This window comes from Paenibacillus sp. AN1007, assembly GCF_040702995.1.
In the GTDB taxonomy this organism is placed as follows: Bacteria; Bacillota; Bacilli; order Paenibacillales; family Paenibacillaceae; genus Paenibacillus.
Genome location: NZ_CP159992.1, coordinates 2,634,545 through 2,653,872, shown reverse-complemented (window position 1 = coordinate 2,653,872; position 19,328 = coordinate 2,634,545). Strand labels below are relative to the sequence as shown.

18 protein-coding genes are annotated in these 19,328 nt (G+C 45.0%); 13 read left to right on the top strand and 5 right to left on the bottom strand.

Annotated elements, in window-relative coordinates:
• Positions 1-254: 254 nt before the first annotated feature.
• The 5 genes from ABXS70_RS11760 to ABXS70_RS11740 all read left to right on the top strand — a co-directional run bounded on the left by ABXS70_RS11760 (position 255) and on the right by ABXS70_RS11740 (position 3,699).
• Positions 255-731 carry a hypothetical protein gene (locus ABXS70_RS11760; protein WP_366295960.1) on the top strand — a complete coding sequence of 159 codons (477 nt, stop codon included), beginning with the start codon at positions 255-257 and terminating at the stop codon, positions 729-731.
• Positions 732-757: 26 nt separating this feature from the next.
• Positions 758-1,705 carry a MerR family transcriptional regulator gene (locus tag ABXS70_RS11755; protein ID WP_342556068.1) on the top strand — a complete coding sequence of 316 codons (948 nt, stop codon included), beginning with the start codon at positions 758-760 and terminating at the stop codon, positions 1,703-1,705.
• Positions 1,692-2,168 carry a hypothetical protein gene (locus tag ABXS70_RS11750; RefSeq protein WP_342556069.1) on the top strand — a complete coding sequence of 159 codons (477 nt, stop codon included), beginning with the start codon at positions 1,692-1,694 and terminating at the stop codon, positions 2,166-2,168. Before ABXS70_RS11755 ends, ABXS70_RS11750 begins: the two co-directional genes overlap by 14 nt.
• Positions 2,169-2,241: 73 nt before the next feature.
• The gene (locus tag ABXS70_RS11745; RefSeq protein ID WP_342556070.1) at positions 2,242-2,979 is read left to right on the top strand and encodes a GAP family protein; all 738 of its coding nucleotides are present in this window, start codon (positions 2,242-2,244) and stop codon (positions 2,977-2,979) included.
• A 129-nt stretch (positions 2,980-3,108) separates the two neighbouring features.
• Positions 3,109-3,699 (top strand): hypothetical protein, encoded by a 591-nt coding sequence (locus tag ABXS70_RS11740; RefSeq protein ID WP_342556071.1) that lies wholly within the window; start codon positions 3,109-3,111, stop codon positions 3,697-3,699.
• A gap of 585 nt (positions 3,700-4,284) precedes the next feature.
• Here ABXS70_RS11740 and ABXS70_RS11735 read toward each other — a convergent pair.
• Positions 4,285-5,793, bottom strand: coding sequence for an alpha-N-arabinofuranosidase (locus tag ABXS70_RS11735; protein WP_342556072.1), 1,509 nt, complete (start codon positions 5,791-5,793; stop codon positions 4,285-4,287).
• A gap of 277 nt (positions 5,794-6,070) precedes the next feature.
• Here ABXS70_RS11735 and ABXS70_RS11730 point away from each other — a divergent pair, with 277 nt between their 5' ends.
• The 6 genes from ABXS70_RS11730 (at position 6,071) to ABXS70_RS11705 (ending at position 13,585) form a co-directional block, all read left to right on the top strand.
• Positions 6,071-7,006 (top strand): ArsR family transcriptional regulator, encoded by a 936-nt coding sequence (locus ABXS70_RS11730; RefSeq protein WP_366295956.1) that lies wholly within the window; start codon positions 6,071-6,073, stop codon positions 7,004-7,006.
• Positions 7,007-7,244: 238 nt separating this feature from the next.
• A complete protein-coding gene (gene licT, locus ABXS70_RS11725; RefSeq protein ID WP_342556074.1) occupies positions 7,245-8,093 on the top strand; it encodes a BglG family transcription antiterminator LicT in 849 nt (282 codons plus the stop codon).
• 157 nt (positions 8,094-8,250) lie between these two features.
• The gene (locus ABXS70_RS11720) at positions 8,251-10,233 is read left to right on the top strand and encodes a beta-glucoside-specific PTS transporter subunit IIABC (RefSeq protein ID WP_366295954.1); all 1,983 of its coding nucleotides are present in this window, start codon (positions 8,251-8,253) and stop codon (positions 10,231-10,233) included.
• Between the two features lie 87 nt (positions 10,234-10,320).
• A complete protein-coding gene (gene ascB / locus ABXS70_RS11715) occupies positions 10,321-11,787 on the top strand; it encodes a 6-phospho-beta-glucosidase (RefSeq protein WP_366295952.1) in 1,467 nt (488 codons plus the stop codon).
• A gap of 174 nt (positions 11,788-11,961) precedes the next feature.
• The gene (locus ABXS70_RS11710) at positions 11,962-12,264 is read left to right on the top strand and encodes a metalloregulator ArsR/SmtB family transcription factor (protein WP_342556335.1); all 303 of its coding nucleotides are present in this window, start codon (positions 11,962-11,964) and stop codon (positions 12,262-12,264) included.
• Between the two features lie 142 nt (positions 12,265-12,406).
• Complete coding sequence (locus tag ABXS70_RS11705) at positions 12,407-13,585, top strand: MFS transporter (protein ID WP_342556336.1); 1,179 nt, start codon at positions 12,407-12,409, stop codon at positions 13,583-13,585.
• A gap of 1 nt (position 13,586) precedes the next feature.
• Here ABXS70_RS11705 and arr read toward each other — a convergent pair whose 3' ends face one another.
• On the bottom strand, positions 13,587-14,003 hold the full coding sequence (gene arr / locus ABXS70_RS11700) for an NAD(+)--rifampin ADP-ribosyltransferase (RefSeq protein WP_342556080.1): 417 nt from the start codon (positions 14,001-14,003) through the stop codon (positions 13,587-13,589).
• A 316-nt stretch (positions 14,004-14,319) separates the two neighbouring features.
• Positions 14,320-15,204, bottom strand: coding sequence for a LysR family transcriptional regulator (locus tag ABXS70_RS11695; protein ID WP_342556081.1), 885 nt, complete (start codon positions 15,202-15,204; stop codon positions 14,320-14,322).
• A 163-nt stretch (positions 15,205-15,367) separates the two neighbouring features.
• Between ABXS70_RS11695 and ABXS70_RS11690 the strand changes: the two genes are divergently transcribed.
• Entirely contained in the window at positions 15,368-16,114 is a 747-nt protein-coding gene (locus tag ABXS70_RS11690) for an acetoacetate decarboxylase (protein WP_342556082.1), read from the top strand.
• A gap of 13 nt (positions 16,115-16,127) precedes the next feature.
• Positions 16,128-17,165: a 2-dehydropantoate 2-reductase gene (locus tag ABXS70_RS11685; protein WP_342556083.1), complete on the top strand. Its 1,038-nt coding sequence runs from the start codon at positions 16,128-16,130 to the stop codon at positions 17,163-17,165.
• Between the two features lie 188 nt (positions 17,166-17,353).
• On the opposite strand, the gene ABXS70_RS11680 is transcribed toward ABXS70_RS11685, so the two are convergent.
• Complete coding sequence (locus ABXS70_RS11680; protein ID WP_366295949.1) at positions 17,354-18,001, bottom strand: TetR/AcrR family transcriptional regulator; 648 nt, start codon at positions 17,999-18,001, stop codon at positions 17,354-17,356.
• Positions 17,988-19,190, bottom strand: coding sequence for an MFS transporter (locus tag ABXS70_RS11675; RefSeq protein ID WP_366295947.1), 1,203 nt, complete (start codon positions 19,188-19,190; stop codon positions 17,988-17,990). Before ABXS70_RS11675 ends, ABXS70_RS11680 begins: the two co-directional genes overlap by 14 nt.
• Positions 19,191-19,328 lie beyond the last annotated feature (138 nt).

Here is a 19,328-nt window from a genome sequence, read left to right as displayed (position 1 = left end):
CTTCTTCCAAAATGAGGTTGTAGTTCTGGTATAATAATAATTTCATCATTCATTCTAAGAGAACTCCAGTTGGAAAGGACTGAAAGCCGGAAGTGAGCAGGGGGGAATTCGTTTTTTATACGGCTGTTTTTGTTTATGCGCTTGTGATGTTGTTAAATGAACAGTCGATTTTTTTAGTCGCTGGCACATCGCTTATCGCCGTACTTCTCTTTTTTAGCATTTATATTTTTTATCCAATGGCATGGGAGACGCGAATGGAGCGGTTGGAGGCTTTTTTACGAAAAAGGGAGAACACGCCGTACATTTATATTTTCTATGCAACCGCCAATCAGCTGGATGAGGAAGTAGAGCGCACAATGGAAAAGCTGATGAGCAGTACATCTACCAGCAAGTTTGCGAAAGCAAACTATCAGGCAGCCTACAGTGCATATCGCAAGGATCTTTTTTCCTTGAGAAAATCGCTGCGCGAGATGCGCAGGTCGGATTACCGTACATACTATGAAACGTTTTTACTTGTAGAGGAAGGGGAGAGCGAGCGGGCCAGAGCGCATTTGAGTTCCATTAAAAAAGACTGGATGCGATATGCTCTTCTAGCCGAAATTGAACGTAAGCTGCATCATCATGAACGTGCCGAAGAGTTTGCTGCGAAAGCCGTGCAGGCTGCTAAAGGAGTTAACAGGTACGTCATGACAAAAGAGTACGAGAGGTATTACTCAGTGAACAGCATGTAACATGAACAAGAAAGAACACATCCGCGATGGGGCGTTATGTGTTCTTTTATTTGCCTGAAAATTTATATCCACAGACTCTTTTTCAGCAACCTGCTTTGGTCGCTTACCGGAAGAATAACAATTGGGGCTTTACAATAACGTATACGTTATTGTTTATAATGTTTAAAGGAGGAGTGGTACACATGATCCTTATTGGAGAATTGGCAAAAAGAACTAATATCAGCAAGAGAACACTTCATTATTATGAACAAATTGAATTGCTGCGCCCCACACTTATTACAGAGAATGGGTATCGTTACTATGATGAACATGCGATTCTACGCCTTCAAAAAGTTCTTCTGTTGAAATCCATCGGTTATACGTTGGAACAGATTAAAGAGCTGTTACAGAACCAGCGCCATATGGGCGAAAATGACAATTGGATCGCTTCTTTACACGAACAAATAGAGCTTATTGAACAAAAAAAGCAAGAGTTAAGCCGTAAGCAGTATTATCTCAGATCAACCATTCAAAGCCTGCAGCTAAAAGGAATGAATGACCTTGAGGAATTACTGCAGATTATTTCCAATATGCAAGATCGGCCGCTGAGCGAAGGGATTATACGACCCGAATTCAGTGATGATTTGCAGTTAACATCAAGGGAAATCGACATATTGAATCGTCTGCCTGTTCTTGGCAGTAGCGATCCGCGAGTCGAAAAGCTATTAACCATGTTCCAGCGTATACGAAGCATGATGTCTTCATCACCATATTCTCCAGAAGCACAGAACCTTGCTGCCGAATTGTACGAAATGGTATTGGAGCTGTTTGAGCGTGATGAAAAACTGCTCGATAAATATTGGGAACTTATGAAACCGAAAGATCCTGCTGAACCTGTAGTTATGGGGATGGATCATGAATTCATGTCTTATGTGGATGAGATGATTGGCTTTTTTTTGAAACAAAGAGAGGAGGGCATCCATGAAGCAGAATAGAAAAAGCGGGATTGTAAATAAGAATCTGTGGCTCTTCGTCTTGTTGGCTGGTTTGCTGATGCTGCTGTCCGCTTGTGGAATGTCACAAGATCCATTGAACGAAACGGGGCGTGAAGAGTCCAAAAGAGCAGCAGCGCATGAATCGGATGTAATAACTGTGGAAGTGCTTGTTGAAAGTGATCATGATTCCGCAGTTGATCTGGAGGTAGATATCAATGCCCGAAAAAATCCGCAAAGCATCCGTTGGGATACCATTAAACTCCCATACCAAGAGAAATTTGTTATCCCGAAAGATACGTTTATTCCTCTGATTTCTACTCACGTCAAGGCAGGAACAAAAGGCGATGAGGGTTGGATCAGCTGTTCTATTTTGTATGATGGGGAGTTAGTCGCGTCGCATAAGTCACGAGGGAGTGAGCCGAAGGCAGTATGTGAGAAAAAGTTTCATCTGGGACCGGGGTAACTTCACGGGCAGGTTTCTGTGCTCTGATGAACACTTGGAAGGTTATAAACTATAGAAGAGAGCGAGGAACACGATGACATTGACAGCACTGCTGTCTACCCTTGTACTGCTGGCACTCATTGATTCGACCAGTTTGGGCACTCTCTTAGTTCCTGTCTGGCTGCTGATGACACCCCGGCGTGTTCGGGTAGATCGATTTTTAATCTATTTATTCACCGTCTCTGGTTGTTACTTTGGTATAGGTCTCATTATGATGTTCGGAGCGGATGCATTTCTGGACAGATATGCTCTTCTGCTTGATTCAAAACCATTTCTGTTAGGGCAGCTGGTGTCAGGAATACTGTTAATGATCATAAGCCAGCTCATGGATACGAAGAAATCTCGTGCTCGCGCTGCGGAGCGTGCAGCAAGTGGACAGGGTTTTATTTTAAAATGGAGGGGACGTATTACGGGAGATGCGGTTTCCAGCAAAATGTCTATCACTGTGCTTATCGGGCTTGCCCTGACCGCGGTTGTGCTTGAACTGGGAACGATGCTGCCTTATCTTGCAGCAATCAGCCTTTTGGTTACAGAAGGACCCGCATGGCCTACTTCGGGAATTCTGTTATTGGGGTACTGCTTCGTTATGATATTACCTGCGTTAGTTTTGCTGGCAGGACGATTGTTGGCCTATCCTGTTTTGAAACAACCTTTGGCTAAAATAGATAACTGGCTGGTGAACCACGCCCATCGTGCTGCGGCCTGGATTGTCGGCATTGTTGGCTTTTTGTTAACCGTCAACGCTGTTTATGATCTAGGTTGGACCCAGTGAGGCGTGGGGGGATCGTTTTAGTCGTTTTCGTGTCCTGCTGTTTTCGACACATGGATGTGTTATTCGCACAGGCAAGTCGTCCACTCATCGCGTAGACTAAAGTAGATCAAGTCGAGTGAGGTGAAATCCATGGCTAGAACCAATGAAATACACGTTAAGGCAAAACGGTTCAAGGATCGTCCGGTCTGCGTGACTCTTCATAATGGCGAAACGTACATCGGGTACATCTCTGGCGTGAGCAGCGAAGGCGTAGTGCTTACCGGGGGCGGAAAACTAACACAAGCATCAGCGGGCAGACCAACAACATCAACAGGTGCAGCCGGCAGCGGTAGTTCATTTAAAAGCAAATCCAAGCCAGCCCGGACGGGTAAAACGGTATCCTCCCGGAGTCGGAGTAAGATCAATGGTGCGCGTAAGTCATCCACACGCTCTCGTGTGGCAGCACGTACATCGCCTCGTCGCGCTCAAGTTTCGTCTTTGATGCCAATGATGGGCTCGTTGTTAGGCGGTTTCGGCGGGCTGGGCGGAGCGGGTTCCATTGGAGGTATGCTTGGAGGCGGTATGCGCTTGTTCGGTATGATCCAGCGTTTCGTGCCTGTTGTGAAAATGGGGTACGGCATGATCAAACAAATACAGCCATTTATGGGTGCTGTGCAGGGTTTGATGTCACCAGCTCAAGCAGCCCAAGCCGAGGCTGAAACGGAAGAGCAGGAGGCCTAACACGGCAAGCAGAGTAAGTCCATCTAAACAGAAAGTCCAATGATCGTTAGTTGAAGAGATGACCCATAGTGAAACTCGAAACTGCAGGCTGCTCTCCGTACTTCAGGCGGAGGGTGGCCTATTTGTATTTTGTGTGGCTGACCACCTTGTCATGAAACAGGGCAGCATAACGGGGACGAATAAAGAGAGCAGGAGTGAGAGATTTTGCGTTTTGTGTTTCGTGTTTCGCATCTGTGTTCCGTTCCAGCTCTAACGATTTCCAGAGACCCTATTCCGCAGAATAACGAGCATTGAAAAATTTTAACGCTTCTGAGAAACACTATTTCACTCAAAAAGCGAGATTGGATGCGAAAAATCGCCCAATGGTTCCAAATAGCGTCTCCTGAAATCGTTAGAATATAAACTGGCCTCAAAAGAAGGAAATAAGGTTACCTGAGATCGTTAGCGCCATACCAAGGTTAGAGGTCAAGTCTGCAGGTTAGGAGATTAATAAGAGGGGGAAGGCAAAGTTCTACTAATATCTGCATCAAAACACCCCGTACCTAGTTACAGTACGGGGTGTGAAATGCTTCAATCACGCTGCGATTAAGCTTGTTTTGTTTTCAAACGGATTACGTTCCAGGACGCTTTGTTCAGCACAGCTTGTACTTTGCCTTGATCCACTGTTGTATGTCCACCATTGTGAGGAAGGACATTGCGTGGGTGCTCTTTGGTATTGGCTGCCTTCAAGTCGTTGTTTTCCAACACGATGTGCTCTACAAAAGTCGTTTCTCCGAAGGAGCGCAGGTCAACGTTCAGCTCCATGGACTCATCCAGATGTCTGTTTACCGCAAAGATGGTGATCGTACCGTTCTCTTCATCATGTACACTGATCGATTCAAGATAAGGTACATCCGTGAAGGCTTTGGAATCATATTTAGGTGAAGATGTGATGGACCGCAGCACCGTACCGCGCCCAAAGTTGGATGCGTGCATGAACGGGAAATACGTCGTCTGGAACCAGATTGCGCCGTTATTTTCCGTCATGATTGGTGCAATCGTATTAATCAGCTGCGCGAGGCAGGCCATTTTAACACGGTCGGCGTGTTTGAGAATGGTAATCAGGTAACAGCCTACTGCCAGTGCATCTTCGTGCGTGTAAACATCTTCAAATTCAGGAGGAGCAATCTGCCAGCGTTCTTCCATACGGCTTGTACCGATGGATTTCCATACATTCCATTCGTCCAGGGACAGCATCAATTTCTTTTTGCTGCGTTTCTTCGCCTGCACAAAATCACAGATCGAAGCAACACTATCGATAAATTGATCCAGATCCAGCGAGGTCGCCAGGAAGTCATACGTATTGTCTTTGTTGTTATTGTAGTACTGATGCAGAGACAAGTAGTCCACATTTTCATAGGTAAGATCCAGCACGGTTGCTTCCCAATCTGCAAATGTACTCATATCACGGCTGGAGCTGCCGCATGCCACGAGTTCGATATCCGGGTCTACCCATTTCATTGCTTTGGCTGTCTCATTGGCAATCCGACCATATTCGTATGCAGTCATCGCACCAATCTGCCAAGGGCCGTCCATTTCATTGCCGAGGCACCATGTTTTGAATTTATGCGGGTCTTTATATCCGTGAGAGATACGCAGATCACTCCAATAAGTACCGGACGGGTGGTTGCAGTATTCAATCAGATTTCTGGCTGCATCAATACCGCGGGTTCCCAGGTTAACAGCCATCATTACTTCAGTACCTGCCAGCTTGGCCCAATCTGCAAATTCATTGGTACCTACCGCATTCGTTTCAATCGTCCACCAAGCCAGTTCAAGCCTGCGCTTACGCTCAGCTACCGGGCCTACTCCATCTTCCCAATTGTAACCGGATACGAAATTACCACCTGGATACCTCACAATGGGCACGTTCAGCGCTTTGATGGCTTCGATGGCATCTTGACGGAAGCCTTGTGCATTTGCTGTTGGATGTCCTGGATCATAAATACCGCCATAAACGGCACGACCCAGATGTTCTATAAAAGAACCATACACCCGCGGGTCTACTTCAGCAATTTGAAAGTCTTTGTCGATCAGCATTTTGGATTTAAGCATATTGAAAACCTCCATAAGATTAGTTTGCAGTATCATGTCATAGCTCTTGGGGTGCATATCATCGTTTCAATTTGAATTGAATTCGCTTAAAAGCAAAATCAAAACATTGATTTGTTATTTAATATGTATCATAATGCGATTGTACAGAGCAAGTTGATTTTACACAGTTCGCAAAATAGCGAATCCTGAAATCGGCTATATAAGCTCCTATTCACACTGCAGGACAGCGGCTGGGTCCCAAATGTGATATTGAAAATAAATCAAGGAAGTGGATTCTATGATGCTTGGAACAGACGCATCTTCGCTGCTTGTCTACGAGGCACTAGCAAGTGAAGCCCGTTTAAATATCGTACGGCTGCTCCTGAAGAACAGGGAAATGCATATTAATGCTCTAGCCCAGGAGCTGTACCTGAGTAAAGCTATTGTAAGCACACATGTCAGTAAACTGCAGAAGGCAGGCATTGTGGGCAGCCGAATGAAGCGGGAGAATGGAGGGACCTATAAATATTGTTTTATCGTACAGGAGTTCATGACCATTCAACTGTCGCCATCCGTGCCCGCGGACGCTTCTTACCATGAAGTATCTATTCCCGTTGGGCAGTATACCGATTACGAAGCATGGCCGACCTGCGGCATCGCAACAACAACCCAGATGATTGGACAATATGATACCCCGGCCTGTTTCATGGACCCGGACCGGGTTAATGCGGGAATTCTGTGGATGGCACGAGGTTTTCTTGAATATAAGATTCCCAATTATCTGCATAACGATCAGCACCTTCGGGAGATTGAGATTTCACTCGAACTCAGTTCGGAAGCACCCAAGGTCAATGAGAACTGGCCATCCGATATTCGGTTCACCCTTAACGGTATTGACCTGGGTACTTGGACAAGCCCAGGTGACTTCGGTGATCGGAAAGGTAAACATACGCCATTATGGTGGAAGTTAGACGTTAATCAGTATGGCGTGCTGAAGGTGCTGCGCATTAACAAGGGGGGGACGTTTATCGATGGTCAGCGAATCTCGGATGCATCCATCTCGGACCTGAAGCCGCAGGCAGCCGCTTATTGGACATTTGGTTTGAAGCCGGAAGAAAGCGCGGCAGGCCGCGGGGGACTTACGCTGTTTGGCAAAGGTTTCGGCAACTATGATCAGGATATTTTGATCCGATACTATTATGATGGTCCGGAAAATAACGAGTCCGATGAATAACATATGCCATCTGTTATCAATCTATATATAGACACTGCTCAAGGCCAGACGTTAAACGAAATAGATAATTTCTCCAGAGTAATGGTATTGACAACGATTACATGGCTGGTATAAAATACAGCTAAATAAGGAGTGTCACTGATTCGATCAGGCACCACCACAGTCTGGATATCACAAGTTCTCTGCTTGTGTATTGGACCATGGTGGTGCTTTTTGCATATTGGGGGGTGAGAACATCATGAGGTTCAAGAAATCGTTAAACAATAACATCGCCCTGGCAGAGGATGCCGAAGGCTGTGAAGTCATTGTCATCGGAACAGGGGTAGGCTTCAAAAAAGTAAAGGGACAGCCTATCGAGCAAAGCCAGATTCAGAAAACGTTCCGGATCGGCTCGAATGATAAATATCAGCGAGTTGAACAATTTCTCAGCGATATCCCGCTGCAAGTCATCGATATCACGGATCAGATTATTGAAGAAGGCAGGGAGATTATAGGAAAAAAACTGAATGACTCCATTTTGTTAACGCTCGCAGATCATATTCACTTTGCTCTGGATCGTTTCAAAAAAGGAGTGGATATGCAAAATCCGCTTCACTGGGATATCCGGCATCTGTATCCTGCCGAATACCGTGCTGGTGAATTGGCAGTACGCAGGATCAATGAAGCTTTTCTGGTTACACTGCCCGCTGGAGAGTCCAGTTCAATCGCCCTTCATTTTGTGAATTCACAATTTGATTCGGGCAGTATGAACCAGACGATCAAGATTACACAGATGATCAATGACATTCTTGGGATCATGACCGATCATTTTGGAAGGGCGCTGAATCAGGAGTCTGCCGATTTTTCCAGGTTTATCACACATCTGAGATACTTTATCGTTCGGCAAATGAACCGGGAAGTGCTCTCATTCAAGGATCAGCAGTTTTTATACGATGTATTGTCAGAACGATATCCAGACAGCTTCCAATGCGCGCTCAAGATTAAGGAGACGATGGAACAGCAGCGCGGATTTGTAATTACTCCCGATGAGATGGTATACCTCATGATTCACATCGAGAGAGTGACATCCCGAACCGACGCGGGTTGACCTCAATACAACCCATTTGAAGCGTACCATCACGGTATGAATTGAATATGGAGTGTTACTGATTCGATCAGGCACCACCAAATGTTTCCGATCCCGCGAGTTTGCCGGGCCGGGTTTACATTTGGTTTTTTTTTCGCCAAAAAAAGGAGGAAGCAGCATGGATCACCGGGAGTTGTCCAAAGAGATTATCCGATTAACAGGAGGGCGGGAAAATATTACGCAAGCCTGGCATTGTATCACTCGATTGCGCTTTAATGTGTGTGAAGAAAAGAAAGTGCATCTTGAACAGATTCGCGCACTGGATGGTGTTCTTGGGGCACAGTTCCAAAACGATCAGTTCCAGGTTGTGATTGGCAACAAGGTTGCAGCCGTCTATGAAGAGCTGGAGGACCAGTTGAAACAAGCTGGTGCAGCGGAGAGAGAAGCAGAACCGCCGCGTTCAAGAGGTCTTAATGCCGTACTGGACACGATCTCGGGTATTTTCACCCCGATTCTTCCAGCGATTGTAGGTACCGGAATGTTGAAGGGGATTCTCGCATTGCTTGTTACCCTGGGAGCCATTCAGGAGACCAGCGGTGAATATCAGATTTTGGCGTCAATCGCTAATGCAGCCTTTTATTTCTTACCTTTCCTGCTGGCTGTATCGTCTGCACGAAAATTTAAAGTGAATGAATATATCGCCTTGACCCTAGCAGGCACACTATTATATCCAACCATTCTGAATGCTTACCTGGAAAATCATCTGGAGCCGATTCGTTTTCTATCTCTGCCAGTGTCGATCGTCAATTATACCCAGTCCGTGATCCCAATCATTCTTGGTGTATGGCTCCTTAGTTATGTACATCGCTGGGTGGATCGTTTCATTCCTGGTCCGGTTAAAGTGATATTTACCTCAATGATCGTGCTGGTGATAACCGTTCCGATTCTGTTAATCGCCATCGGGCCGCTTGGCAATTACATTGGCATCTATCTGGAGATCGGTACATCCTGGCTCTTTGCTCACTCGGGCCCATTAACGGGAATCGTGCTGGGCGGACTTATGCCAGTGATCGTTATGACGGGTATGCATTATGCATTTTTCCCGGGAACCTTACAGAATTTGAGCAAACTCGGTTACGACGTGCTGTTACTGCCGCTTAACCTTGCAGCCAACATGAGTCAAGCTGGCGCCGTAATGGCGGTATTCCTCAAAACTAAAAACAAATCGATGAAATCGATTGCTTTATCCAGCGGCATATCTGCTTTTCTTGGCATCACAGAGCCTGCAATCTATGGAGTAACGTTGAAACTGAAAAAACCGTTCTATGCTTCGATCATCGGTGGAGCAGCCGGCGGTGGATTTATTACAGCGGTAGGGTTAAAATGTTTCGGTTTTGCCGTTCCGGGTCTGCTGTCACTGCCATTATACATTGATCCAAGAGGTGGGATGTCCAATTTCTGGTATGCGCTTATCGGTGTAGGCATCAGCTTTGTCGTTTCTTTTACGGTAACCTTATTACTCAAGTGGGATGAACCCAATATGACTCTACCCGCTGTATCAGGTCTTTCCGAGGAGGGAAGCGCAGCCGAATTGACGGCAGCTGATACGACAACAGCATTAACTGCAGGAGCATCCGAATCAGCAAAACAACCTGATCAAGCACTTTCACCGCCGCCTGTAACCGTTCATTCCATTGAGGAGAAGAAAGGCGAAATATTCAGCCCGCTAACAGGTGATCTGGTGCTGCTTAAAGAACTGCCTGATCCTACATTTGCTGAAGAAATGACGGGCAAAGGGATTGCGATTTATCCCAAAGAGGGACGTGTAACGGCACCTTTTGATGGAACAGTAACCATGATTGCCAAAAGCAAACATGCGATTATGCTGACATCCAACAGCGGAATCGACATTCTCATTCATGTTGGACTTAACACGGTGTCTCTAAAAGGTAAGTTTTTTGAAGAGAAGGTTGTTATCGGACAACGAGTGAACAAGGGAGATTTACTGCTGGAGTTTGATCTTGAAAGCATTCAAGCTGCCGGCATTGATCTAACAACCCCGATTATTGTAGCCAACACGCCAGATTATCTTGATGTAGTTCCCGTTAAGGTGAAGGGGGTGATTCCATTGAATGAATTGCTGCTGCTCACCGTTCGTTAAGTTTATTACTACACGAATGAAGGCTTTCTATTTTACCGAGTTATAAAATTTAACGTTATATTTACACAAAAAAGGAGAGAAACCATCATGACACAAACAACAAAACACGCATTCCCTAAAGGATTCTTGTGGGGAGGAGCTACGGCTGCTAATCAGCTGGAAGGTGCATTTGACGCTGACGGTAAGGGACTTTCTACCTCGGATATGGCACCGTATGTTCCTCATGAGGAGCGTGATGGCAAAGATTTTACCTTTGACGTAAACTCCGTTGAACTGGAGCAGTATTTAAGCGGCAGTACGGATGTGTATTTCCCGAAACGAAATGGCGTCGATTTCTACCATCGCTACAAAGAAGATATTGCATTGTTTGCCGAGATGGGCTTCAAGGTATTCCGCCTTTCCATCGCTTGGCCGCGAATCTTCCCGACAGGAGAAGAAACCGTTCCTAACGAAGCCGGACTTGCGTTTTACGATAAGTTGTTCGACGAACTGTTGAAGTACGGCATTGAGCCGCTGGTGACAATCTCTCACTACGAAATGCCGATTGAGTTAACCCGCAAATACAACGGCTGGGAAAGCCGTGAGATGATTGATCTGTATTTGAAATTTGCGAACACATTGTTCGACCGTTACAAAGACAAAGTGAAATACTGGATCACCTTCAATGAGATGAATATGATGCTGACCAGCTTGTACACGGGCGGCGGCATTTTGGAAGATAAAATCAAAGGTACACCGGAGCAGGTAGCCTATCAGGCAACACACCATCAGTTTGTGGCAAGTGCACTGGCTGTGAAAAGCGGTAAAGAAAAAATGCCTAACGCTCAGATTGGCTGCATGATCTGCCGTCTGGAGACATATGCTGCATCCAGCAAACCGGAAGATGTGCTGCAGACCATGAAAGAAGATCAGATGAACCTGTTCTATCCGGAAGTGCAGGCGCGTGGAGAGTACCCGTCTTACATGCAGAGATACTTTGAAGAACAAGGCATTGAACTGGTGAAAGAGCCTGAGGATGATGCGATTATCCGCGACAATACGGTGGACTTTATTGCTTTCAGTTATTACATGACGTATATCGGTAAATACGACCCGAACGACAACAGCAACTCTGGTATGCTGGTAAGTCAGATCAAAAACCCGCATCTGAAAGCCACAGAGTGGGGCTGGCCAATCGATCCAATCGGCCTTCGCATCGCGCTGAACCGGTTGTATGATCGATATCGTATGCCGCTCTTTATTGTAGAGAACGGACTCGGCGCTACCGATACGCTCGAAGAGGATGGATCTGTGCATGACCCTTATCGCATTGATTACCTGCGCAGCCATATTGAACAGATGAAGGAAGCAGTGGCAGACGGTGTGGAACTGATGGGCTTCACAAGTTGGGGACCCATTGATATCATCAGCTGTTCTACATCCGAAATGGGTAAACGTTATGGCTTTATCTATGTCGATCAAGACAACGCAGGTCATGGTTCATTGGAACGAACGCGTAAAGATTCATTCTACTGGTACAAACAAGTGATTGAGTCCAATGGAGAGATTCTTTAATTAAATGTAATTAAGACTCGTCATTCTTATCTCTAGTTATTTTAATAAAAATATAAGAAGGTTGCCTCATCAGGCAGTCTTCTTATATTGCATTTCACGCCTTTGAACTCTAACACAAAAGGTCATTAAACATTTCGAATTGACATATCGCAAAAGATCGATATAATAATGGTTATGAATCCAATTGAAATATTAAAAGCTGTCTCAAATGAATCCAGATTTCAGATCTTACAATGGCTCAAAGAACCATACGAACATTTCAAACCCCATGAAGGAGTGGATATGAATGAAGTAGGGGTGTGTGTGAGTCAAATCACCGACAAACTTAACATGACGCAGTCGACCGCTTCCCAGTATCTTACGATATTGCAGCGGGCAGGGCTGATCACAACCAAACGCATAGGCAAATTTACATATTATCAGAGAGACGAGGAAGCGATAGCTGAATTTACTCGTTATATGATGAGTGATATGTAAGTTGCAACTGAGTTCTTAACCGGAATTCAGTTTTTCTTCACCTCTTCATATCGACAATTTCCAATATGTCTTTTTATGTTTCATTATATCTACAAATTTAGATATAACAATTTATAAATTCGTTAAGGAGTGGATTGAATTGATGTCATCTCATTCGAAAGTTTACATTTTAGCCATAGTCAGTTTTTTAGTCGGTACTTCCGAGTATGCTTTATCGGGTATTTTAGATAAAGTGGCTGCCTCTTTTGATGTCTCACTGGCTGCAGCAGGTCAGTTAATCACCATTTTTTCTTTGATTTATGCTCTTTGTACACCAATCCTAATGGCACTCACCGCGAGTATGGACAGAAGAAAGTTAATTATGATCAGTATGGGGATATTTGTTGTTTCTAATATCCTTGCGTTTGTCCTGCCAGGATATGGACTCTTTGCAGCTGCTCGGATCATGATGGCAATCGGAGCAGGAATTGTCGTGGTCACCGCTTTGAACATTGCTGCTAAAATTGCACCGTCAGGTAAACAAGCAAGTGCTATTGCTACAGTGGTTATGGGTTTCACAGCGTCATTAATCATTGGTGTCCCCCTCGGGAGAGTTGCAGCCGACACTCTAGGTTGGAAATCCATGTTTGCAGGAATTGCGATTTTAGGAATGCTGGCTATGATCATTCTTTCTTTCGTCATTCCCCGTATTGAGGGGGACGCGCCTGTGCCGCTTAAGCAGCAGCTGAGGCTGTTGAAAAAACCTAAAGTCGCATTAGGATTGGCGATCACTTTCTTCTGGCTGGGAGGATACTCAATTGCTTATACCTATCTTTCACCCTACTTACTTCACGTTTCAGAATTAAATGAACAATATCTCAGTGGAGCTTTACTCATATTTGGTATAGCAAGCATGATTGGTTCCAAACTTGGGGGCTTCAGTGCGGATCGGTGGGGAGTTAATCGAACATTATTCAGTGGATTTGCACTGCATATTCTCATGCTGATTCTGTTGTCTATTGTAACTCATACGTTAGTGGGCGTAATGCTCGTACTTTTGTTGTGGTCCTTTTCCGCCTGGTCATCCGGTCCAACGCAGCAATATCATTTAACAACCATTGAACCGGAAGCTTCAGGGGTTATGCTTAGTCTTAATCAGTCCATGATGCAGCTTGCTATGGCCGCGGGTGCTGGCATGGGAGGAATCGCTATTGAAACGTTCTCTCTCTCATCGATAACCTGGATTGGTGCTGGCGGGATTGCGATCGCAGTTATGGCGTTGATCGTTCTTAATCAAGTAAATGTCGTTAAACAAGCCAATGTCAATCATGAACTAGGGTGAATCAATCATAGATCACATTTTTACCTTCATCACTTAACTTTTTCAGAGATGAAGTCATATGATCAATTTCTTCATCCGTGTGTCGTTCCCATGAACCTAATTCAGCGACGATCTTTAGTGGGGATTTGGATCGATAGGATCGGGTCGGGTTTCCAGGGAACCGTTTATCCGTTACGTTGGGATCATTTTCGAAATCTCCTAAGGGTTCTACGATGTAAATTCGTTCTTTTGAATCAGATCGTGCTAATTCAGCACCCCATTTAGCAGCATTTAAGGTTCCGGTGAAGTAGATGTGATTCGACTTCTTGTCTTGATAATTGGATAAAAATTGCGGCTCTAATAAATCGCCAATGTTTAGTTCTGCTTTGGTACCGTGGAAAAAAGGGCCTTGATCCAAAATATTCTTTGTGTCATCCATGCCGAAACACCTCTTTTTTATTGGATTTGTATTTAGCAGTATAGTGCAGGCATCGGTGAAAAAACAGTCTGTTATTCTATTTTCGTAAACGTTATAATTAGAGTAGAGGAAAGATGATCGAGCCGATATGTCTCATCTTTGTGTTGAAATCATTAATGTAAAGCATTCACTAGTAGAAGATACTGTCCTGTTGAACGGACCATAATTGTTTCCATTAAGCCGCTAACTTAGCGGCTTTTTTTGTTTTTAATACGAACAGCAGTCAGCCGAAACACTTGGGCTGCATCCATTATCTGCCATCGGATTATTTTTTATATTACACCTTAAACATCGGGGCATTGGAAGCGTAATACGAGATAATAAAATGATGGAATTGCTCCAATGATGAAGAGAGGTTTCGATGTTTCATCCATGACAAGCTGATCGGATATACGGCAGCATCGTCAGCGATCGGCACATAGTGCAGTCCAAGATTACGACAGACAGAGACAGGCAGCAGTGCAACCCCCCGATCCAGTCTGATGATCTCGACCAACGTATGAGAATCGACCTCGAATGCCAAATGGGGAACAAAACCTGCCCTTTCACACAGCATCATGGTGAAACGTCGGTATTCATCGTTATTGGCGAGAGAAAGAAAAGGTTCACTCGCAGCGGCATGTAATGAGATTTGCTGTTCACTGCCATAAGCATGATCAGCAGGCAGGACAAGCACAATGTCCTCCTCGACCAGCACACGGCTGTCGATTTCCTCATCCTGAACAGGGTAGCCGGTGATCCCCAGATCCACGTCTCCTTTTTTTAGCTGTGTAATAATGTCATTTCGGCTTGCAATACCTTGATGAAGCTGGGAATCGGGGAAAACTTCGATATACTCACGTATCAGACCTGATAGAAATCTTGAATTGGAGATGGAGATCCGGATCAACCTTGACAGTTCATCCTCTTTTTCCGTAATGGCCAGCTTGGCATTCTCCAGCTCAACAAAAATGCGGTTCACATGTTTCAGCAGAATTTCTCCAGCGGCATTCAGCTCAATGTTTCTGCCTTTCCGATGAAAAAGGGGAGTACCCATTTCGTCTTCCAGCCGCTTAATCGTGAGACTTAACGAAGGTTGAGCAATGTTTAATTGGGCAGCAGCTTTTGAGATATGTTCTGTGTAAGCCACCGTTTGAAAATATTTTAGCTGGAGAAGCTCCATTGGTATGCACTCCTTATTTATTTCAATAAATATATATAGTACTTATTATGTATTATATTAAATTTAAAGAATGATGTAGACTTTTTTATAAGCAAATCAACAAATTCAAATTACATTTAAACCAATACCCCAATAACTTGATGCAAAGGCAGGTGTCTTTTTCATGAAAATCGATGTAAACAATATTGCTAAAAACCTGAATACCCCTTTAACTGCTCCGGCATATCCGATGCCACCTTATAAATTCGTCAACCGCGAATATCTGAACATCATCTATCGAACGGATGAACAGGCTCTGCGGGCAGCTGTTCCTGAGCCATTGCAAATCACCGAACCCTTGGTGAAATTCGAAGTGATGTGGATGCCGGACGTCTCCGGACTTGGTGCATACACGGAAGCTGGACAGGTCATCCCGGTTCAGTTCAATGGAGAAGAAGGGGATTATGTGCATTCGATGTACGTGGATAACTTCCCTGCGATCGCCAGCGGCCGAGAGTTGACCGCATATCCGAAAAAGCTTGGTGCTCCCAAGCTGTACACAGACTCTGACACACTTGTGGGCACACTCGACTATGGATCACTGCGAGCAGCCACCGCAACGATGGGTTTCAAACATGTGGAGATGGATAAAGAGCTTGCAAAAAAAGAAATCTGCCGTCCCAACTTTATGATCAAAATCGCCACGGATTATACAGGCAATCTTCGCATCTGCGACTTGATTCGTACCCAAATTACCGATATCGAGGTGAAGGAAGCGTGGACAGGCCCGGCTCGGCTGCAGCTGTTTGAGCATGCACTTGCGCCTTTAGCTGATCTGCCGGTGCTTGAAGTCGTGTCTGCTTCCCACATCCTGACGAACTTAACTTTGAATGCAGCACAACCTGTATACAACTATCTGGAAGAAAAATAAGGAGGCAGCATATATGAGAATTGCAATTGTAGGTGCGGGTTCACTTGGAACCATCGTTGGAGCTTATCTGGCAGATGGCGGAATGGACGTGGAGTTAATTGATGCCTATCAGGAACATGTCGATGCACTTAATCAGACAGGAGCGAAAGTAATCGGTACGACTGAGTTCCAGGCGAAAGTAAAAGCCATCACTCCTGATCAAAAGTCAGGGCAGTATGATCTAATATTATTATTAACGAAACAGCTCTACAATGAGTCTGTGTTAAAAGAACTGCTTCCATATCTGCATGAGGACAGTGTCGTATGTTCTCTGCAAAACGGGATTCCGGAAGATAACGTGGCATCTATCGTTGGTGCGCAGCGAGTTATCGCGGGTTCGGTGGAGTTTGGCGCTACATTCATGGAACCTGGCGTATCCAGTCTGACCACGGCGTATCCTCAATTCAAGCAGTACGCATTCCAGATCGGGGAATTGAACGGGGAGACGACCGAGCGAATTCAGCGTGTAAAGGAAGTGCTGGATCTCGTTGGTGGTACACATATTTCGGATAACCTGGTAGGGACGAAATGGTCAAAACTGCTGATCAACAATGCTTTTAGCGGCTTGTCCGCTGCACTGAATGGCACGTATGGAGATATTCTGGATCATGAAGCGGGCATTCGAAGTGCTGTTCATATCATCGACGAAACGATCAAGGTCGGACATGCAAACGGTGTTTCTTTTGTCACCATGAACGGATTCGATATGGCTTCACTGGAGCTGCAGAGCGGAAATGATATCCCCGCACGTATTGAAACGTTACGTCATGTAATGGAACCATCCAGACTGCTTAAGGCGAGCATGCTGCAGGATCTGGAGAAACAACGTAACACGGAGATTCACTATATCAACGGTGTAGTTTCGAGCAAGGCTAAAGGTACCGGGATTGCAACGCCGTATAATGATATGGTCGTTCAACTGGTCGAAGCCGCAGAAGAAGCACGCAACGTACCTGAGTTTAAAACCAACATCCAAGCTTTTGAACAGCTTTTGAATATGTCACGGGTCTAAAGCTTGAAGCTTGATGTAATTACGAACTCATAACACAAATAAGACAAATAACAGATAGAACACATATAAAAAAGCCTTTCCTACCACATGAGCACAAGATGTAAACATGTTAGGGAGGGCTTCTTTATTTTGCCAAGTCTATCTCAGGCATCGTTGTTCAAACGGTCTAATCCTGCTCCACAAATTAACTACCCTTTGTCCTCATTGCCAGCATAATGCAGCAGCATATCAACTAACTGTCTCGTCATCTGATCATCCAGCTGATGAAGTTCATGAGATCGGTGTGTAAACATCTTCTGCAGCATACCCATCATCACCGTAAATATGAACTGCGCCAGCTTAAGCGGAGGGGCAGCGTTACGGATACTGCCATCGGCAGCTCCTGAGTTCAATGCTTCAAGCAGGAAGTGGTTCTCTTTACCGTTTTGGATAAACCGTTCATAAGTATCCTTTAATTCCGGCTGAAAATGAACCACCTCATAATTGATATCAAATAATTGAATAAAACGAATATGGTCCGGATTTTCCTTAGCAAAAGAAACCCATGCGTTCAGCATTGCTGCAAGCTGTTCACGGCCACTACCATTTGGGGTTGCAGCCTGTCCGACATACTGTGTCATGGATTCAACCAACTGCATCTGAATGGTAAGCAGCAGCTCATCGATCGATTGGAAATGTTTATAGAAGGTCACTCGGCTTAGATTCGCTTCGGCACAAATGTCTTTGATTTTCACTTGAAGCAGACCGTGCTTTAGAAAAAGCTGCTTGCCCGCTTCGATCAGTTCATCCCGATTCTGATTTTTTAACTGCTGATGCCAATTTTCATTCGCCTGCATATCGTTTTCCTTTCTTCGAACGTTGTGTGCTCATCGTAAGTGATAATGCCGCCAGTAACATAAAGGCACCAAAAATATACGGAAAGTTCACGTTTTTGTCAAACAGTAGACCGGCAGCTAGGGGGCCAAACACGGTACCTAAGCTCGAATACGTCGTATTCAGGCCTGATGCATAACCTTGACGATCCCCCGCGCTTTTGGATATCAGGGAGCTGACGGTTGGTCGAAGGAATGCATTAAATGCAAAATAAAGCGCCGATGTAAATAACAGAAATACCAGACTTACCTTAATTAACATGAGCAGAAGAGCAATAGGGGCCATGATTAAGGACAGACGGATGAGTTTGATTTCACCCAAGCGTTTCACAAAAAAGTCCAGCAGCCAGATTTGGACCACGATGCCGATAATCGCTCCCATCGTAATGATAATGGAGATGGTTGAAGCATTAAAACCGTATTTATACTCCGCAAATAGCGAGAAGACCGTCTCATAACTCATCAGACCAAAGGTCATCGCAAGAATAATCAACAAGTATCCGAAATAAGGGACCTTGAACGAACTCCGGATTTGCTCGCCTATTGTGAACCCTTTATTCTTCGACGTTGAGGTCGTTCTCTTTTCAGGTGGAAGAGTCTCTGGCAAGAGCAGGGTGAGCAGTGCCGCAACCAAACCCAAACCGGAAGCAACGAAATACGGCATACGTACACCCATCTCGGCAATAAAACCGCCAAGACCAGGCCCAAGTACCATACCCAGGTTCATCGATGCACCAAAATAACCCATCCCCTTGGCACGGGTCTCCGGCGTTGTAATATCGGCCACATAAGCCAGATTGGCTGGAACCATCAGACCTAGACTGATTCCCCCGATAAAACGAGCGATATAGAGAAGAGGCAGAGATGTGGATACCGCAAAAATAAGATCAGACACGACAACCAGAAACATACCTGCCATAATCAGCTTTTTGCGTCCAAAACGGTCAGCCCATTGTCCTCCTAGGGGAGAAAATAGAAACTGAGCTGCGCCAAAGGCCGCGACCAAAAATCCGGCAACGGTGCCTCCTGCATGGAACAGCTTGAGATACTCCGGTAATATCGGAATCAGCATCCCTTGTCCGAGCAAAGCAATAAACAGATTTAACATCAAAATAAACATCGGAAAGCGGGTGGATTGTGTCATCGTACGCATACGTTTACATTTCTCCTTCTCCATCATGTACACATTTTTTATAGTTTACATATCGTTAACCTTTACTCAATGTAAACCATTATAGTGTGTTATAATTCCTGTTGTAAATACATTTTTGATGGAAAAAGGGTGAGACGT

Bases quoted from the DNA above. Each gene is read 5' to 3' on its own strand.
- ABXS70_RS11690 (WP_342556082.1), top strand. From the start codon at position 15,368: ATGAAAATCGATGTAAACAATATTGCTAAAAACCTGAATACCCCTTTA.
- ABXS70_RS11735 (WP_342556072.1), bottom strand. From the start codon at position 5,793: ATGCTTAAATCCAAAATGCTGATCGACAAAGACTTTCAAATTGCTGAA.
- ABXS70_RS11760 (WP_366295960.1), top strand. From the start codon at position 255: ATGGAGCGGTTGGAGGCTTTTTTACGAAAAAGGGAGAACACGCCGTAC.
- ABXS70_RS11710 (WP_342556335.1), top strand. From the start codon at position 11,962: ATGAATCCAATTGAAATATTAAAAGCTGTCTCAAATGAATCCAGATTT.
- ABXS70_RS11720 (WP_366295954.1), top strand. From the start codon at position 8,251: ATGGATCACCGGGAGTTGTCCAAAGAGATTATCCGATTAACAGGAGGG.
- licT (WP_342556074.1), top strand. From the start codon at position 7,245: ATGAGGTTCAAGAAATCGTTAAACAATAACATCGCCCTGGCAGAGGAT.
- ascB (WP_366295952.1), top strand. From the start codon at position 10,321: ATGACACAAACAACAAAACACGCATTCCCTAAAGGATTCTTGTGGGGA.
- ABXS70_RS11675 (WP_366295947.1), bottom strand. From the start codon at position 19,190: ATGCGTACGATGACACAATCCACCCGCTTTCCGATGTTTATTTTGATG.
- ABXS70_RS11730 (WP_366295956.1), top strand. From the start codon at position 6,071: ATGATGCTTGGAACAGACGCATCTTCGCTGCTTGTCTACGAGGCACTA.
- ABXS70_RS11680 (WP_366295949.1), bottom strand. From the start codon at position 18,001: ATGCAGGCGAATGAAAATTGGCATCAGCAGTTAAAAAATCAGAATCGG.
- ABXS70_RS11685 (WP_342556083.1), top strand. From the start codon at position 16,128: ATGAGAATTGCAATTGTAGGTGCGGGTTCACTTGGAACCATCGTTGGA.
- arr (WP_342556080.1), bottom strand. From the start codon at position 14,003: ATGGATGACACAAAGAATATTTTGGATCAAGGCCCTTTTTTCCACGGT.
- ABXS70_RS11705 (WP_342556336.1), top strand. From the start codon at position 12,407: ATGTCATCTCATTCGAAAGTTTACATTTTAGCCATAGTCAGTTTTTTA.
- ABXS70_RS11740 (WP_342556071.1), top strand. From the start codon at position 3,109: ATGGCTAGAACCAATGAAATACACGTTAAGGCAAAACGGTTCAAGGAT.
- ABXS70_RS11750 (WP_342556069.1), top strand. From the start codon at position 1,692: ATGAAGCAGAATAGAAAAAGCGGGATTGTAAATAAGAATCTGTGGCTC.
- ABXS70_RS11745 (WP_342556070.1), top strand. From the start codon at position 2,242: ATGACATTGACAGCACTGCTGTCTACCCTTGTACTGCTGGCACTCATT.
- ABXS70_RS11695 (WP_342556081.1), bottom strand. From the start codon at position 15,204: ATGGAGCTTCTCCAGCTAAAATATTTTCAAACGGTGGCTTACACAGAA.
- ABXS70_RS11755 (WP_342556068.1), top strand. From the start codon at position 758: ATGGGGCGTTATGTGTTCTTTTATTTGCCTGAAAATTTATATCCACAG.